12 protein-coding genes are annotated in these 16,202 nt (G+C 57.9%); 4 read left to right on the top strand and 8 right to left on the bottom strand.

Features of this window, described 5'->3' with window-relative positions:
- Positions 1–157 precede the first annotated feature (157 nt).
- From ACZBJS_RS28560 to ACZBJS_RS28545, 4 genes are read right to left on the bottom strand one after another with little or no spacing between them, the layout of a single operon-like run.
- The gene (locus ACZBJS_RS28560; protein ID WP_316397169.1) at positions 158–1,309 is read right to left on the bottom strand and encodes an ABC transporter permease; all 1,152 of its coding nucleotides are present in this window, start codon (positions 1,307–1,309) and stop codon (positions 158–160) included.
- Positions 1,306–2,526: an ABC transporter permease gene (locus ACZBJS_RS28555; RefSeq protein ID WP_316397168.1), complete on the bottom strand. Its 1,221-nt coding sequence runs from the start codon at positions 2,524–2,526 to the stop codon at positions 1,306–1,308. The genes ACZBJS_RS28560 and ACZBJS_RS28555 overlap by 4 nt, the downstream gene beginning before the upstream one ends.
- Positions 2,527–3,507: an HlyD family secretion protein gene (locus ACZBJS_RS28550; RefSeq protein ID WP_316397167.1), complete on the bottom strand. Its 981-nt coding sequence runs from the start codon at positions 3,505–3,507 to the stop codon at positions 2,527–2,529. It abuts the gene before it with no gap.
- A gap of 35 nt (positions 3,508–3,542) precedes the next feature.
- Positions 3,543–4,853, bottom strand: a complete 1,311-nt coding sequence (locus tag ACZBJS_RS28545) for an NAD(P)/FAD-dependent oxidoreductase (protein ID WP_316397166.1) — start codon at positions 4,851–4,853, stop codon at positions 3,543–3,545.
- A gap of 204 nt (positions 4,854–5,057) precedes the next feature.
- Between ACZBJS_RS28545 and ACZBJS_RS28540 the strand changes: the two genes are divergently transcribed.
- Complete coding sequence (locus ACZBJS_RS28540) at positions 5,058–6,278, top strand: OpgC domain-containing protein (RefSeq protein ID WP_316397165.1); 1,221 nt, start codon at positions 5,058–5,060, stop codon at positions 6,276–6,278.
- A gap of 41 nt (positions 6,279–6,319) precedes the next feature.
- On the opposite strand, the gene ACZBJS_RS28535 is transcribed toward ACZBJS_RS28540, so the two are convergent.
- From ACZBJS_RS28535 to ACZBJS_RS28525, 3 genes are all read right to left on the bottom strand, one after another.
- On the bottom strand, positions 6,320–9,076 hold the full coding sequence (locus tag ACZBJS_RS28535) for an ATP-binding protein (RefSeq protein ID WP_316397164.1): 2,757 nt from the start codon (positions 9,074–9,076) through the stop codon (positions 6,320–6,322).
- Between the two features lie 98 nt (positions 9,077–9,174).
- The gene (locus ACZBJS_RS28530; RefSeq protein WP_463439596.1) at positions 9,175–12,066 is read right to left on the bottom strand and encodes an ATP-binding protein; all 2,892 of its coding nucleotides are present in this window, start codon (positions 12,064–12,066) and stop codon (positions 9,175–9,177) included.
- 48 nt (positions 12,067–12,114) lie between these two features.
- Positions 12,115–12,942, bottom strand: a complete 828-nt coding sequence (locus tag ACZBJS_RS28525) for a hypothetical protein (RefSeq protein ID WP_316397162.1) — start codon at positions 12,940–12,942, stop codon at positions 12,115–12,117.
- A 232-nt stretch (positions 12,943–13,174) separates the two neighbouring features.
- Between ACZBJS_RS28525 and ACZBJS_RS28520 the strand changes: the two genes are divergently transcribed.
- On the top strand, positions 13,175–13,633 hold the full coding sequence (locus ACZBJS_RS28520; RefSeq protein WP_316397161.1) for a hypothetical protein: 459 nt from the start codon (positions 13,175–13,177) through the stop codon (positions 13,631–13,633).
- A gap of 48 nt (positions 13,634–13,681) precedes the next feature.
- Here the strand turns inward: ACZBJS_RS28520 and ACZBJS_RS28515 are convergent, their stop codons facing one another.
- Positions 13,682–14,545 (bottom strand): SDR family NAD(P)-dependent oxidoreductase, encoded by an 864-nt coding sequence (locus ACZBJS_RS28515; RefSeq protein ID WP_316397160.1) that lies wholly within the window; start codon positions 14,543–14,545, stop codon positions 13,682–13,684.
- A 168-nt stretch (positions 14,546–14,713) separates the two neighbouring features.
- Here ACZBJS_RS28515 and ACZBJS_RS28510 point away from each other — a divergent pair, with 168 nt between their 5' ends.
- Together ACZBJS_RS28510 and ACZBJS_RS28505 are read left to right on the top strand one after the other, a co-directional pair.
- Entirely contained in the window at positions 14,714–15,667 is a 954-nt protein-coding gene (locus tag ACZBJS_RS28510) for a catalase (protein WP_463439595.1), read from the top strand.
- A 20-nt stretch (positions 15,668–15,687) separates the two neighbouring features.
- On the top strand, positions 15,688–16,200 hold the full coding sequence (locus tag ACZBJS_RS28505; RefSeq protein WP_316397158.1) for a hypothetical protein: 513 nt from the start codon (positions 15,688–15,690) through the stop codon (positions 16,198–16,200).
- The last annotated feature ends 2 nt before the right edge of the window (positions 16,201–16,202 follow it).

The following is a 16,202-nucleotide window of genomic DNA, read 5'->3' as shown; positions in this document are numbered from 1 at the left end:
GCGACGCCGCTTGAGCGTCGCGCTCCTCGGCCGCATGCAAAGGTGTCCTTGCTGCATCCGGCTCATCAAAGGGCGCGACCCGCCGATCCACTTATGACACAGTAAGATTAGGAGGCCGTCGAAGCGCTAACGCGGCCGTAACTTCTCAAATGACTGCCTAGGCGAAATCTGCAGCAGCGCTTCGCGCCGCTGATGGCGATCGGGCACTCATCCGGCTTTCTAGGTACACTGCCGTTGACGTATAGACGACCGCTAGCGTGCTGAGCACGAGCAAGTCTGCGCGAACCTCGTAGAGCGACGCCCCGAGTTGGCTGATTCGTACAAACCCATCGATAGCGGATGTGCTGGGGAGCAACCGGGCCACCACGTTTACAACGGGCGGAATAGCTTCAGATGGCCAGGAAAAGCCCGATAGAAACATAAACGGCATTCCGACCGCGGCCATAGCCAATTGGACGGTAAGGGGTTTGCGGAACAGTGCTGCGATTACCAAACCTAACGCGCCCACAGACAAGACAAACGGGATGCCGAGCAGCAGTATTAGTGGCACAGATCCTAACCTCGGCAGGCCGTAAAGATATGGCAAGACGATCAGGTAAGCTGGCAGCAGAATCACCTCAAGAGCAGAGTACGCGAGTAGTTTACCTCCCACCGTCGAGACCGCGCTTGCGCCCTTGACCGCACCCGGAAGTGTACCCAACAGCCCGACACCGATCAGCAGTGTCTGTTGAAGAAGCAAAACGAACGCTGCTGGTAGAATGTATGTCGCGTAACCTCCCTGCGGATTGAACAGCGGCTGGGCAGTCAGCGGCATCGGATCGGCCGCGGCCGAAGCCAGGACGGGATCGATGCCGATATTTACAAGCCGCGCCGTCTCGATTTCCGCGCCCATGGTCTTGGCAACGGCGGATACACCGATCGTCATCCGTTGATTGAGCAGAAAATAGCTGGCGTCTGAATAAAGTGCGACCGGCGAAGGACGCCCGTGTAGCAGATCACGCTCGAAGTGCTGCGGGATCACCAGAACACCGAAAGTGTGCCTTAGGTACACCTCGCGTTCTGCGCTCACCAGGTCGGGCAATACGTTTGCTACCTCGATATCCGGGGTGGCATCGATCAACTGCGCGAAGAGCCGGCTCGTTGCCGTTCCGTCCTTGTCGACCACCGCAATGGGCACGTTGCGCAAGGCTTCGTTGAGGTAGGGTTGGGGGTAGAACAGCGCGTAAAGGATCATGCTCAATATGAGCACCGAAAATGCAGCCTTCTGAGAGGTCACCCGACGAAGCTCGGATAGGAAGACGGAGATCATCGCGCTTCTCCCGTCGCATTGACAAGCATGCGCCGTCTTTGCCTTTCTGAACCTCTTCCGATCATTTCAAGCTTCAGGGCGACCAAGCTGGCCAGAACCGCCGTGAAGCAGAACAAGGCTCCGATCGGCTGCCAAGAGAGATCGACCGGTGTGCCGCGTATCGTCTGATCGATACGCGCCATAAGATACCAGGTCCCAGGTAACGCAGCGCCCCAATAGTGCGCGAACAGGTTCATCCCCAGACGAGGAAAGCCGATGCCCATGAATCCGAAGGCGGGTGCAGTCAGCAGCGTGGCGATGCTGATTGCGCTGGCAGTCGGCTTCAGTACCAGAGCCAGTAGAATCCCCAAGAATTGGCACGATAGGATGAACAGCAGTGCGGACAGAACCAGAAGCCCAGGATGCCCCCGCAAAGGTAGACCGAAATATTGAAACAGGATCGTGTCAGGCCCCCCTAGGACGATCATGAACAAGAGCGTGTAAGGCAAGATCTTGCCGAACAAAGCCGGCCACAGGCCTCTTCCGATCGTCCGCAGTGTGCGCAGCCGATACGGGGTCTCAATATCGAGACCAATGGAGTAGGCCGAAGTAGTCACAATCACGATCTGCAAGATCGCGGGCAGCAATGCGGCGAGCAGAAAGTGAACATAATTGAGCGTCGGGTTGAACAGCGAATGCGTCTGAACCGGAATCGGCGCCAAATCGGCCTGCGCATATTCAAATGGCTCACCCTTCGCCGTCCTCAATGACAACCTGATGCTTGCCGACGCGGCCGGAAGCGCGGCATTGACACCGCGGAGGGTAAGATTACCCGTCGTCATGGTTTGGGTATTGTAGAAGAACACCACCTCGGGTCGACGGCCTGCGAACACGTCTCGTTCAAGATTCTTCGGCAACATCAGGAGACCATGGACGTCCCCAGAGAGAATACGTTGCCTTCCTTCGGAAAGATCGGAGACTCTAACGCTGACGGCCGTGTCGCCCGTAGCATCGACCAGCCGAATAATAGATCGGGAGAGATTTGAGGTATCGAGATCAAGTACCGCGATTGGCAATCGCGTAGCCAATCCAGCACTGAAGATCGACACCATTAGCGCGGCTAACATCAGCGGCACAATCGTCGTCAAGGCCAATAGAAAGCGACGACGGCGAAGCCAATTGATCTCGCGAACAAAAACCAACCAGAAGCCGAACCGTAGACCAACGCGCGCGACCATTTAGCGCGCCCCGGCGGCCCAAGCCGCGATAACGCTCATCCCTGGCCGCAGTCCGACTAAATCCTCTGTCGGAACGACCCTCACCTCGAAGGTACGCAGATCGAAGTCACCCGTTGCGCGCGTTGCTCGCCAGGTTGCGTATTGCCCCTGCACATTGATCATGGTGACGCGAACCGTCGCGTGCCGCGATCCGAGAGCCGGGATCACCGTATCGAAGGTGTCACCGATCTTGAGACCCTTCAGCAAATCCTCCCGAACGTTGAACGTGAACCAGATATTGCCCATGTCGATCATGGAGAAGAGAGGCGCGCCGGCGCTGAAGTTTTCGCCTAAGGCGGCGACTCTGGTAGTGACCTGCCCAGGACCCGGCGCCCGGATCGTGAGTTCACCGACGTCGACTTCGCGCTGATTTAGAGACGCCTCCGATTGCTTGACTTGGGCGGCCGCCAATGCCCGCTCTTCCTTGCTTGCTCCTGTGACCGCAAGTTGGAATGCCGCCTCCGCAGCTTCCTTCTTCCGGACTGCGGCTTCGAGATTTCGGGTCGCCTCATCGACACGCGATTGAGGCGTGCTACCGGTCTTCACCAGCTCAGCTTGCCGATTATAAGTCTCTTGGTTCAGAGTGATGTCGGCCTGCGCGGCAGCAACGTCCGCCTTCCTCGCTGCGATGTTCTCCGGTCGGGTACTATTAATCCTATCAAGGTCGGCGCGCGCCACCGCGAGTGTCGCCCTCGCAGCAAGAAGTGCCGCCCCCAATTGCGGACTTTCCAACTCTGCTATGACTTCCCCAGTCGTGACATTGTCACCGACATTGGCATTAAGCTTCACTATTCGACCCGATACTCTGGGACTGATATCGACGCGGTCTGCTGTTACCTCTCCCTGAATCACCAACGGGGGCGGACGCGTGGCAACCCACATCGCTGCGCCTAGAGCCGCAAACACCGCAATCAGAATGACCAGGCGGGCGTATTTCTTCATTTGTAAGCTCGCGATATGGGACCGTATGAGACCGTTCAGTGAAGCTTGACGGCAGAAAATGCCGCACGCCTCAATCGATCCGAAAAGAACAATGCCGTGGCGCGTCCCGCCCCGTGCAGGGTCACTCGATGTGCATGATGGAGCATTGCGTAGAGCAATTTGGCAAAGGCACCGTGCGCAGGAAGAACGCGATTTTGCCGGATTGGCGCTTCAAACTCCGCCGCAGCCTCTCTCGCGCCGAGCGACACTAGCGTCCCTCTCGGCCGATACACGAATGGCGGGCTGGCAGCTCCCTGGATCCGATGTTTAAGCGCACGGGCGAGGTATTCGGCCTGTTGGTGAGCGACCTGTGCCGTAGGTGGTAGGACACCCTTACCGTCAGCACTCGGTGCGGCGGCACAATCGCCAATCGCATAGACATCGGGTACGCCGGCACACGCCAGGCAATCGTCGACATCGACGCGATTGCCCTTCGTCGTCGGTAGACCAATGCTCGTCATGACGGGATGCCCAACGATGCCCGATGACCACACCATAATGTCGCATGGGAGCTTGTCGCCGCTCGCCAACAGCAGGCCGTCCTTGGACACTTGGCTCACCTGCTGTCCGAGCAAGACCTTGATACCGCGCTGTTGCAACGCCTTCTGCGCACTCGCGGAAGTGCGAGGATCAACGGCCGGAAGGACTCGCGTAGATCGATCGATTAGCGTTATGTCCAACTTTCCCGCTGCCCCCAGACCTCCGTATAGTTCCATGGTGTGGCCGGCATGGTGAAACTCGGCCGCGAGTTCGACGCCCGTCGCGCCCGCGCCGACAATTCCAATCCGCACGCGCGCAAGTTTTCCTGCACTGGCCTTGACGGCCGCCTCGAGAAAGCAGCGTTGGAGGCGCAGAGCCTGCTCGGTGCTGTCGAGCATGTGACAGTGCTCTCTGACGCCCGAGATACCGAAGTCGTTCACCCGACTGCCGAGGGCGAAGACTAACGTATCGTACGGAACGATACGCCGTTCTAGTAATTCATCCTCGCTCAGCGCGCTCGTGACGCTATCGACGACGATCGATCGTTCGTTCCTCGACCAGCCGACCAACTCGCCCAGACAGAACTCGAAGCCATGCCGATGTCCCAGCGTGAGGTAGCTGGTTTCGTCATCGGCCGCGCCAGCGAGGCCCGCACCAACCTCGTGCAATCGTGGTTTCCAGAGATGCGAGGCGTTGCGATCGACCAGCGTGACCTCGGCCATGCGGCCGCCGAGCGTCCGGCCTAGGCGACACGCCAGCTCCAAACCGCCTGCCCCACCTCCGACAATTAGTATCCGATGCAGCCCGGAATGATTTGGTCGCGTCACGATCGAACCCGCCTATGTCGCGCTCCCTGCAGGGGCGTTTTGTCGGCGAGATCTTAGTCGTCTGAAACCCCTGGCGGTCGTAAGCCGGGGTGATGCTCTCTGCGCTAACCGTTAGCGCCGCGTGCTCGTCCAGCTAACGCCAGCTTTCTTCCTCTCCGGGCGATACCATGGCTGAAGTCGTCGGTATCCAGGGGAGGACTTCCGATGACAGCGTCGTTTAAAGCCGTTCTGCCACCGCAGGGCCGCGACCTGAGGCTCGACCTTTTTCGGGGCATCGCGAACTGGGCGATCTTTCTAGATCACATCCCCAACAACGTCCTAAATTGGGTTACTACGCGCAACTACGGCTTCAGCGACGCTGCCGACCTCTTCATCTTCATTTCCGGCTATACGGTCGCATTCGTATTCGCAAAGAGTATGATTGATCGCGGGTTTGTCGTTGGCTCCACGCGTTTATTGCGGCGAGCTTGGCAGATCTACGTCGCGCACGTAATGCTGTTCGTCATCTATCTGACGGAGATCGGATACCTCGCTCCAAAATATGGCGGCGAGGCGTTTCTCGACCAGTTCAACGTCCACATCTTCCTCCAACAGCCTGCACAGACGCTGTTCTATGGATTGATGTTGGCGTTCAAGCCAGTGAACATGGACGTACTGCCGCTCTACATTGTTCTGATTGGGCTCTTTCCACCCGTCCTTTGGGCGATGTTGCGCGCTCCCAATCTAACTATGCTTGGCTCCGTCGCACTATATCTCGTGTCCCGCCATTTCGGCTGGAATTTGCCTGCCTATCCGCACGGCAGGTGGTACTTCAACCCGTTTGCCTGGCAGGTGCTGTTCGTATTTGGCGCTTGGTTTGCACTCGGTGGATCTGGAACGTCCATGACGTTCATCCGGTCGCGAACAGCTTTGACACTCGGGGTCGCATACTTGCTATTCGCAGCGATTATCACGTTCAGCGAGACTTTTTCCGTCGTCAGGAGTTTCGTTCCGGATATTGTCTACGACCAGTTCGTTCCGAACGACAAAACGAATCTGGCGCCATACCGTCTCGTCCACTTCATCGTGTTTGCTTTCCTCGTAGTGAGGCTTCTGCCTCGCGACTGGCCTGGTTTGGAATGGAAGGGATTCCGTCCAGCGATCAAGTGTGGTCAACAATCTCTCGAAGTGTTCTGTGCCGGCATCTTTCTTTCGTTCGCCGCTCACTTCGTCCTGGCGGAGGTCTCGGGTACTATTCCGATGCAAATTTTCGTCAGCATCGTGGGCATCGCGGCAATGACCGCCGTCGCATACTATCGTTCCTGGTCAAAGCAGCAGGACAAGCCGGTTAAGAAGCCCACCGCAGAACCTGCCCCCCGGGTGGCCAACTCGGTTCTAGTCCACGGCGGCGGTGGAACTAGCTATGTCGGGAGATCGCTCGATTAAATGATGGGTTCAGAGCAGCGCCATGAATACGAGAGCGGGCGTCAGTTCCAAAGCGCAAGTAGATCTTGAGCACGCCGACGGTGCGGCCCTTGCAGTCCCGTCGGGGCGGTCGCGATAGCTTTGCGTAAATTATCGGACGCTTCGTCGATCCGCCCTCGTCCGTGAAGAAATTCGGCTAGATCCGTTGCGGCCCGCAATACCCAGACCGCGACTCCTTGATCGGCTGCTACGCTCTCTGCTTCGCGTAGCAGTCCCTCTGCTTCCGCGAACGCTCCGATAAGCATCTTGAGACGCGCCTTTCTGCGGAGAAAGTCGGAACGACCGAAGCCCATCAGATACTGTTGGTCGCTTTCGAAGCTCTCCATCGCGCGAAGGCCTTCCCTGACCTGCCCGATAGCGGCGCGCACCGACCCGAGAACGGCAACGAAGAGCGGATCGAAAGGACCGTATCGCGCCTTCTTCAATCTATCGAGTCCAGCCTCAAGAAACTTCGCTGCTGAGGCGTGCTTCTGCTGCAGCGAATGCGCGCAACCTTTGTAACAAAGCGCCATCCCCAGATGACTTGATAGGGAGTGCTGCTCCGCGGTCGAATAGAGTTCTTCCGTCTCACAGCTGATCGTCCTGATCGACGCGGCAGATATGAGCCTTGCGGCGATCGACCACTGCAACGCTTCGCACAGCGGCAGCGCCTTTTGAGTCGAACGCGCTTCGCTGACGCCGGTCTCTACGTCCCTTAGCCCCTCCTCCACGTGGCCTTGCATGCATTTGGTGAGGCCCAGAAGGCCGAATGCGTCGGAACGGCGGTCGAAGCCCGTTGTGGACATGAAGTAGGCGCGGAATTCGGCAGTTTCGTCGCGGATGAATTGCTCGAAATGAGCTCTCGCCGCACCTAGACGTCCCATATGATGCAGCGTCGTACCGCGCATCCAACCGATCGAAGCTTTGAGATTGGCGCTGTTCGAGCTCAGCGCGATCTCTTCAAACATCCGCGACTGTTCGTCGGCTGCCGGATAGTCGGGAAGTCGGATATTGAACGTCCATGTCGCCACCAGGAGCCTGACCCGGGCGCGACCATCCTTGCTTGCTTCCGCCGCGTCGCCCTTACGCATCCAATCGCGATAGCTCGCGTCCGCGGTTCCACTCGTAAAGATCTCTGTGGACGTGATCGCTCCATGTATCGCTTGCCCCTCAGACGATTCCCGAAGACCTTGCGTCAATTTCGAGAACGCGACTTGCATTCTGGCGCCGCACTCGGTCAGGAGAGACAAGCCAAACCACACTGGCAATGATTCGGCCGCTATGGACGCGGCCAGAGCCAGATCTCCGCTCTCCGACAGTGACCAGTTCAGCGCTGACCTGATATTGTCGAGTTCCGGTAGGAACGCAGTAGCGTTGAGATGGGGTGAAGGCCCCTCTTTACCCTTCAACATCTTCGAAATGTGGACAGCATGTCGCTGACCCACTTCTTGTTGCTCGAACGATTCTGTCAGGAGCGACAGGGCAAACGCGCGCGTCGTTTCCAGCAGGCGAAACCGCGGTTGGCTATCACGAAGATCCGGTGCGATCAGTGACTTGAGGACAAGAGTTGCAACCGTTGCCGCCAGGTCGATCTGTTGGTCCGGGTCCGGCACCACGGCAGCCGCGGATTCGATGGTAAATCCGCCCGAAAACACCGAAAGCCGCCGCAGAACAAGCTTTTCCGTCTCGTCCAGCAGTTGATAGCTCCAATCGAGAGCAGCAGCCAAGGTACGATGCCTAGACAACGTCGCTCTTCTTTCCGTACGGAGCAACCTCAACCGATCGTCAAGACGAGAGGCTAGGCCAACGACACCAAATGATGGAATGAGCGCTGATGCGAACTCGATCGCAAGCGGCACTCCTCCAAGCTTGCGGCAAATCAAGGACGCTGCCAATGCCTCCTCGTCGCGCAAGACAAAGTCAACGTTGAGCGCACAAACACGTTCCGAAAGAAGCTGGATCGATGGGTAAGCGAGAGCTTCTTCCGCTCCGATAGGCATAGACTCCGGCGGAACGTCGAGAGGTTCCAGTCTCTGAATTTGTTCACCCGGAACTGTCAGCGGCTCGCGGCTGGTCGCAAGTATTCCGACTGACCTCGTGGATTGCAGGATCGCATGGGCCAGAGCCGCTACATGCTCGAGCAAATGCTCGCAATTGTCGAAGACTAGAAGCAACTCTCTGTTGGCGATCGCGCTTGTTATAGAAGGTATTGGCCTTGTCGATCGTACTTCGAGCCCAAGAACCGTAGCAAGCGCCGTGGGAACAAGCTCCGGATCGGAGAACGTCGCAAAGTCGACGAGCCAGACGCCGCCTTTCCATTTCGGCAGTTGTGCCTCAGCAGCATTCAAAGCCAGGGCGGTCTTTCCGACGCCGCCGGAGCCCACAATGGTCAGGAGTCTGTGAGGCCTCAGTCGCTGGCCAATATCCGCCAGATTAGCGTCGCGTCCGATCAGATGGGTGAGCAGAAGCGGAAGATTGCCGATCGGCTTCGCCGCGGAGAATCCTTCGGTGCGGGCGACCACGTCCACCCTGGAGGCGAAGCGATAGCCGCGGCCCGGTACCGTGATGATGTATTGACCGCTATTGTCGACGTTCCCCAAAGCCCGGCGAAGGGCAGCCATGTGAACCGATAGATTGGCTTCGACTACAACTGTGTCCGGCCAGACGGCGTCCATGATCTCCTGTTTCGTCAGCACCCGACCAGGGTTACTAACCAGCAAGTTCAACACGTCGAATGCTCGGCTTCCGAGACGAACCGGACGGTCACCCTCAAGCAGCATGCCTTGATCGGCAAGAAGCCGAAACCGACCGAACCGCAACTCTCCCAGTGGCTCAGGCGCCATCCGTTATGCCCGCATGAACTTTATCACACCCATCGTTACTGCCAGGCAGCGAGAAGCTTCTCTGCGCGCTCGCGATGGCGTCCCTGAAGTGTCGTTGGAATTGCCTCAACGGCTCCACGTAGGCCCGAGATGGCTTCAGTGCGGCGACCTGCCTCATGACACAATGCATACAGATCGGTAACCACCCTAACGTGGTTGAGTACCGCTCCCTGGTCCTTGGCGATATCGACGGCCCTTCTGAGTACATCCTCGGCATCAGATTCGCGCCCGACTAGCATTAACAATTGAGCTTTTCGGCGAAGATACTCGGCATATCCAAATCCGATCGGACTATCGCCTTTCAATTCGAATTGCTCGATTAGTCGCAGGCCGTCTCGGACTTGGCCCGCGGCCGCGAAGACACTAGCTAGTACGCCGACGAAGATTGGCTTGAACACGCCATATCTGGCGCGATCAAGGTTCTCGAGCCCGTGTTGAAATTGCTGTGCTGCGATCGCATATCGTCCCTGAAGGGCGAGTTGACAGCCGGCGAAGCATTGCGCCATGCCCAGATGGCTGGTGAGCGAATGATGTTCGGCTGTAGTCGTCATCTCATCGATATCGACACTCATGTTCGTCACGTCCGCTGCCGAAATGAACCGGCAAGCGATCGACCACTGTAAGGCTTGGCAGAGAGCCAGAGCTTTCTTTGTCTCGCGTGCCACCACAATTCCACTCTCCGCGTCGGCCATTCCGTCCGAGAGGTCACCTCGCTCACATTTCGTCAGGCCGATCAGTCCAAGCGTGTCCGACCGTCGATCGAAACCCGTTGCCGCCATCCACCAGGTACGAAACTCCGGGGTTTCTTCCCGAAGAAACGCGAGGAATGGCGCCATAGTCTCATCTAACCTGCCCATGTGATGCAAGGTCGTCCCGCGCATCCATTGCGTGGTCGCACGTAAGCTTTCAGGAGCGACCAGCGCGTAATAGGGATCATCTGCAGGCGGAAGCTCATGGGCAAGGCTTTCCGAGGATAGCGCCATGGCCTCGAAGGCGAGCGACTGTTCATCCGCTGCCAAATAATCAGGCACACGAACATTATACGTCCATCTTGCGATCAGCAGCCGTACGCGTCCGCGAATGTCATTCCGCGCCTCCGCGGCGGCCGCCTTTTTCGTCCATTCGTCGTAACTATCCGCTGGCGTCCCTCGCGAAAAGATATCCGTAGCGATGGTGGCAATATGAACCGACTGCCCCTCCGGGGTATCCCGGAGTTCCGCCGGGAGCATCTCGAAGAGAGCCCTCATTTTCGAGCCGCATTCAGCGAAGAGGGACAGGCCAAACCATATCGGCAGAGAGCCCGCCGCGATCGAGACGGCAAGATGGTGATTGCCGCGATCCGACATGGCCCACTGCAATGCTGCACGTATGTTGTCGAGATCGGGAGTAAACGAAGTGTAATCTGTGCGCGCCGACGGCAGTCCCTGCTTTCCGTGCAAAAGCCGCGCAAAGTACTCAGCGTGCCTGCGCTCGACATCTAAACGCTCAAACTCTTCTTCCATCCGCTCTAGCGCAAACGCTCGCGTCGTCTCCAGGAGACGAAAGCGGGAGTGATTATCGCGAAGATCGGCCGCAATCAGCGACTTTAAGACAAGACTCGTTAGAATGCCCGGCACGTCCAGCTGGCGGTCGGGATCCGACAGGACGGCATCGGCCGCATCGGTGGTAAATCCACCGGAGAAGATACCCAATCGGCGCAGAACGAGCTGTTCGGCAGGAGTTAGAAGTCGATAGCTCCAATCCAGTGCAGCCATCAATGTCCTGTGCCTAGGCGCGGCCGCTCGCCGTTCTCCGCGGAGTAGTCTCATACGATCGTCCAAGCGCGAAGCCAGCTCGCTGATGCCGAAGGATGGAATGAGTGCGGACGCGAACTCGATCGCGAGCGGCACGCCGGCGAGCTTTCTACAAATGAGCGACGCAGCTAGCGCATCCTCATCCCGAATCTCAAATTCCGGGATGACAGCGAGCGCTCGTTCGCGAAGTAGCGCTACGGATGAATAGGCGAGTGCCTCAACAGCGCCCACCGGACTGACATCAGAAGGGACTTCAAGCGGCTCAAGTCTATGAACCAGCTCTCCAGGTATCATCAGTGGTTCGCGGCTGGTCGCGATAATCCCCACCGTACTCACGCTTTGAAGAATTGCATAAGCCAGCGCTGCAATAGGTTCGATCAAATGCTCGCAGTTATCGAAGACAAGAAGCATCTCCTTGTCATGGAGAGCGGTGACGAGGGCCGGAGTCGGGTTTTGCGACCTTATTTCCAACCCGAGGACCGTCGCAAGCGCCGCGCAAACCAGGTCAGGATCGGAGAAGGGCGAGAAATCGATCAGCCACGCACCATGTCGCCAATGCGGCAGTTGATTTTCAGCGATGTTGAGCGCCAGAGCGGTCTTACCGACACCTCCTGACCCAACGATGGTAAGCAATCTGTGGGGCGCCACACGTTTCGAAATTTCGGCGAACACCTGATCCCGACCGATCAGGCGCGTTAACATGAATGGTATGTTTCCTGTGGTCTCGGTGACGGGATATTTTTCAGCACTCGTGATGACCTCGACCTTCGAGACGAAGCGATATCCTCGTCCGGAGACCGTCAGAATGTGCGGACCGGCTTGCCCTGTATCGAGCGCACGGCGGAGCCCTGCCATATGTACGGAAAGATTTGCCTCAACGACGGCTGTGCCTGGCCATACGTTGTCCATGAGCTCCTGCTTGGAGAGAACGCGGCCGGCATTTCTCGCAAGCAAGACTAGAATGTCGAATGCCCGGCTACCCAGTCGAACAGGTCGGCCTTCCTTGAGTAGTACGCCCTGGTTCGGGATGAGCCAAAATGGGCCGAACTTGAGGATATCGACTGGCCCAGTGATCGTCGTTTCCCCCTTGCTCAAGAGGTGCGCTCCAAGTTCTCACGGCTGATTCGGAATTTCGACGTGAGATCAGGCGACCGCCGAGCATTGCGAATTGCTGCAGCAAGATACGCTTTGTGCAATACCAACTGGGATTCGACGTGCGATGGCACCCGCCAGTTTCTCCTGTTCCCCGATGCTATCCCAGCTCAAGAACTCTACCCGATCCGACCAAGCAACGAAACCTTGCGGATCGGAGATCTCAATCGTCACTCTGCTCCGGCTTGGTTCGGCGCGGATAGTTCCGTGAAGGACCAGTGCGGCGCCCAGTTCACTGGCGACTTCGGCCACCGAGTAGCTTCTGTTTTTATATTGGAAGACGACGAGCCGGGGAGCCACTCTCAGCCCTGGCAAAGCTCCGCACGCATAGATCACATCGTCAGTAAGGCCGTCGGCGAAGCGGTGGTCTTCGGACTCAGCTGAAAGTGCCCGAAACGGCAAGATTGCGAGATCAACGGACGCTGTCGAGGTGCGCGCTCTGAGCTTGTTCGGCACGCCATCTGCCGACCTGACAGGTGTGTCGCGAAATAGAGGTCTGTAACCGCCCGTCGGCAATTCAATACGGATCGGGCGGCTGGCTCCGTCGGCTCGGTAGTATTCGTCCAGCTTTCGCCGAAGGCGCCGCGCTTCAACCCGGACCGTCGAGTCTATCCGCGGGTCGTATGGTTGTTGCTTCCCATAGAGAGCATCCCCAATGACAAGTTCCTTGAGGGTCTCTCCGCGTCCCGCCAACGACTCCTCAACCACGAACCTCAAGAGTGAGAAGAGGTTACCGCTTCTCGAGAAAATGGAGCTCGCCTCAAGGCAACGCAGTTCTTGGCGAATGATCGCTGCATCTGAGATTGCCAATTGGTTCATGAGGCCTCCGGTCCTTCGTGCCCCGCTGCACGCCAGACACAGAGGCTAAAAAGACTTGGACGGACCTCCAATGAAAACGTTTCAAAAAAATCCAAAAGTCCCGCTTCGGACCTTTTAGTGTTATATTACCTGTACGTAAGCATAAGTGAATCCTCCAGCTAACGTCTTCGCCTTAGACGGATGCTCCTTCTCCCCTGTAAGAGTCGTACACCTCCCGCGTTCCGGTGTTTCGATGGAAGCTTCTCCTTATTTTTCCGCGCTGGTTGGGCTCGCTGGCGTGGCCGTTGGCGGTATTACGTCGTTTGCGACGACTTGGCTGACACAGATTACGATCATGCGGGAGAAGCGCCTGCTGACCGAAACCGCTAAACGGGAAAAGCTATTCAGCGAGTTCGTCACAGAAGCGTCACGGCTATACAGCGACGCGCTCAGCCACGGTAAGGACGAAATTGCGGATCTGGTCAAACTCTATTCCTTGATCGGACGGATGAGGCTTATCTGCTCAGAAAACGTCATCGAGGCAGCGGAAAGGACGATGGACTCCATAGTCGACACGTACCTGCAGCCTAATCGCAATCTCAGAGAACTTCGGCAGATGGCTCGAACAGGCGGGCTCAATCCACTGGTCCAGTTCGACATCGCCGGCCGCAAGGAGTTGCAGCGCTACGGCTACAAAGGGCGGCACGCATGACTCGATCCGCCCAATTTGAGATCTCGATACACCTAAGCGTTTGACGCGCTACGGAGCGTGAATAAAATCAACCCCGGTGGCCGCTGTCGCCGTCTGGGCTATCGACGGATCGACGCTGTCACGGTTCGGATTATTCTGCCCGATCATCTGCGCCAGGCGCGCGGCCATCTGGGGCGCTATATGGCTGGCATGCGTCAGAATCCAGAACTGCCCTGTCTCGATGGCATCGAACGTGATCCGTGCGACATCTGCCGGCTCCATGGCATGTGGCGAGTCGATCGCGGAGACCTTCTTACCGTCGACCTCTCGCGTGCCGGCAATCGCTGTCTTGACCAACGCGGGGCACAGTACAGAGACCCCGACCCCGGAATTGTCTGCCTTTAGCTCCCTGTATAACGTCTCCGAAAGGCCGACGACAGCATGCTTGCTGGCAACGTACGCGGCATTTGCCGGCATGCTCAGAAGTCCGCCAACGGACGCGGTATTGAGGATGTATCCTGACTTCCGCGCGCGCAAGCCGGGCAGAAAAGATCTGATGCCGTTGATGACGCCCCACACGTTGATGTCTATCAACCTTCGCCAATCTGCCTCTGACGTCTCCCACGTCAGTGCAATCTTTGCTACGCCGGCATTGTTGCAAACGAGCCATGGCTGCCCTAGTCGATCGGTCGCCTGAAGTCTGAGCGCCTCGATGTCCGCCATGTTTCGAACATCGGTCTTCAACGCAGTCGCGCTCACCCCGATTGCTTCCACCTGATCCCTGGCTGAAACCAGTGCCTCTTCCCCGACATCCGCAAGAGCGACTTTCATTCCGCGTCGAGCCGCCTCTAGCGCGAGAGCCAATCCGATCCCACCACCCGCACCGGTGATGACCGCTACCTTGCCTTTCAGATCGCTCGTCATGTTCGTCATCGAACTGTCTCCGTCCTAGCTCTACACCTCAAGGCGTCATGCGACGTACTACGGTTTGGGGCGTATTGATGGAGGTGACGGCGCGTTTCCTTACGGTTAGCTCGCCTGCCCTTACTGCGGCCAAAGACAGGCCCTGCTTAGGATCGGCCCTCAACGAAGAGGCCCCAAATGACGCAGCAGAGCCAGTATCGAAAAGCCGCAGAGATCGTCGAAAAGATTCACGCAGTACTCGGTCGGTATCCGGGTTACCGCACGCTCCACGCAGACGGACGTCTGTACCGAGGAAGCTTCAAGGCCTACTCAGTCGCCCGGGAATTCACGCGCGCCGTACATCTACAGGGGGAAGAAGTGCCGGTGACGGTGCGCTTCTCGAAAGGAGGCGGAGATCCGTTCGCGCACTTCAGCTCGACTGTCGGAATGGCAACACGCTTCTATCTACCGGACGGTCGCGTCACCAACCTGGTAATGCTCAGCCAGAAGCTGTTCATCGCGCGATCGATTGACCAATTCATCGCGCTCGTTGAGGCCGCCGCTCCGACCGAGCCGGGTAAGCCTCCGAACATGGACGGCCTGAAGGCAATTCTCCCCCAACATCCGAACAGCGCGGCCGTGCTAAAGATGCGAGCTGAGTCGCCCGCGCCCATCAGCTTCGCGCACACGCAATTCCACGCCGTCCACACGTTCCTTCTTACCAATTCCGACAACGTAACGACTCCGGCCCGCATCCACTGGACGCCCGTGGCCGGCGTAAAAGGCCAGCCGGTCGCCCAGCTAGCACATGAGGACGTGTCAGTCCTATTCACGGAGCTCGACGAGCGGCTCAAGGAACGGCCGATTGCCTTTGAACTCGAACTCGAGCTCGCAGAGCCTGACGACATACTTGATGACGCGACCGTCCTCTGGCCTGATGGACGAAAGCGCGTCTCGATCGGTCACTTGATTGTTTCCGCTCCGACAACCGAAGCGGAGTTCGGCGATGTCGTCATGAACCACGATCCGACGGCGCTCGTGGACGGCCTCGAGACCACTGACGATCCGATCATTCAGATCCGACGCGGTGTCTATGAACTGTCGGCCGCGCTGCGAAGTGGCGGTTGGCGCCACGCTGCAAAGTCCACCTAACCCTCACTGGAGACAAACCAATGGCCAATTTCGTTGAGAACGACCGGACCACCGATAACTTTGAGGTTCGCCATCAACCAGATGGACCCGGGCTTCGCTATGGCAAACGTGGCGAAGCCACTGCCGTCGTAAAGTTCTTACCAGGCGGAGCGAAGTTGCTGCGCGAACGCATCGGTCAATTTCAGGCAGAGTCGCGCTACTGGGAGGGAAGAATCGGCACTGTTCACGAGCTCCGGGTCATCATCATCAACGATGACACGCAGGCTCTGGTGACGGTCACATACGATGGGGACTTCGTACCCTATCTTGGTGATATCGTTCGCGAGGCTGGCCCCTGGTTCGACGGCCTCATGATTGGTGTGTGGGATGGCTACGACCGATCCTCTAAGCCCGAAACCCAGAAGATGATTGCGGACAGCCTCGTGACGGCAGAGATGTTCTACGTCTGTCACCACGACCTCACGGTCAAAGACGTCACAAGATTGAAGAGATTGGGCGGCGCCGTGTCCGAGCTTCTGGACGCGGCGAACTGAGG

Source organism: Bradyrhizobium sp. KZN70725, assembly GCF_055264925.1.
This window is presented reverse-complemented; position numbering and strand designations above follow the sequence as displayed.

Excerpts from the sequence above, each read along its gene's own strand:
- ACZBJS_RS28550 (WP_316397167.1), bottom strand. The coding sequence starts at position 3,507 with ATGAAGAAATACGCCCGCCTGGTCATTCTGATTGCGGTGTTTGCGGCT.
- ACZBJS_RS28540 (WP_316397165.1), top strand. The coding sequence starts at position 5,058 with ATGACAGCGTCGTTTAAAGCCGTTCTGCCACCGCAGGGCCGCGACCTG.
- ACZBJS_RS28515 (WP_316397160.1), bottom strand. The coding sequence starts at position 14,545 with ATGACGAACATGACGAGCGATCTGAAAGGCAAGGTAGCGGTCATCACC.
- ACZBJS_RS28525 (WP_316397162.1), bottom strand. The coding sequence starts at position 12,942 with ATGAACCAATTGGCAATCTCAGATGCAGCGATCATTCGCCAAGAACTG.
- ACZBJS_RS28560 (WP_316397169.1), bottom strand. The coding sequence starts at position 1,309 with ATGATCTCCGTCTTCCTATCCGAGCTTCGTCGGGTGACCTCTCAGAAG.
- ACZBJS_RS28555 (WP_316397168.1), bottom strand. The coding sequence starts at position 2,526 with ATGGTCGCGCGCGTTGGTCTACGGTTCGGCTTCTGGTTGGTTTTTGTT.
- ACZBJS_RS28520 (WP_316397161.1), top strand. The coding sequence starts at position 13,175 with ATGGAAGCTTCTCCTTATTTTTCCGCGCTGGTTGGGCTCGCTGGCGTG.
- ACZBJS_RS28510 (WP_463439595.1), top strand. The coding sequence starts at position 14,714 with ATGACGCAGCAGAGCCAGTATCGAAAAGCCGCAGAGATCGTCGAAAAG.
- ACZBJS_RS28505 (WP_316397158.1), top strand. The coding sequence starts at position 15,688 with ATGGCCAATTTCGTTGAGAACGACCGGACCACCGATAACTTTGAGGTT.
- ACZBJS_RS28535 (WP_316397164.1), bottom strand. The coding sequence starts at position 9,076 with ATGCTGCTTGAGGGTGACCGTCCGGTTCGTCTCGGAAGCCGAGCATTC.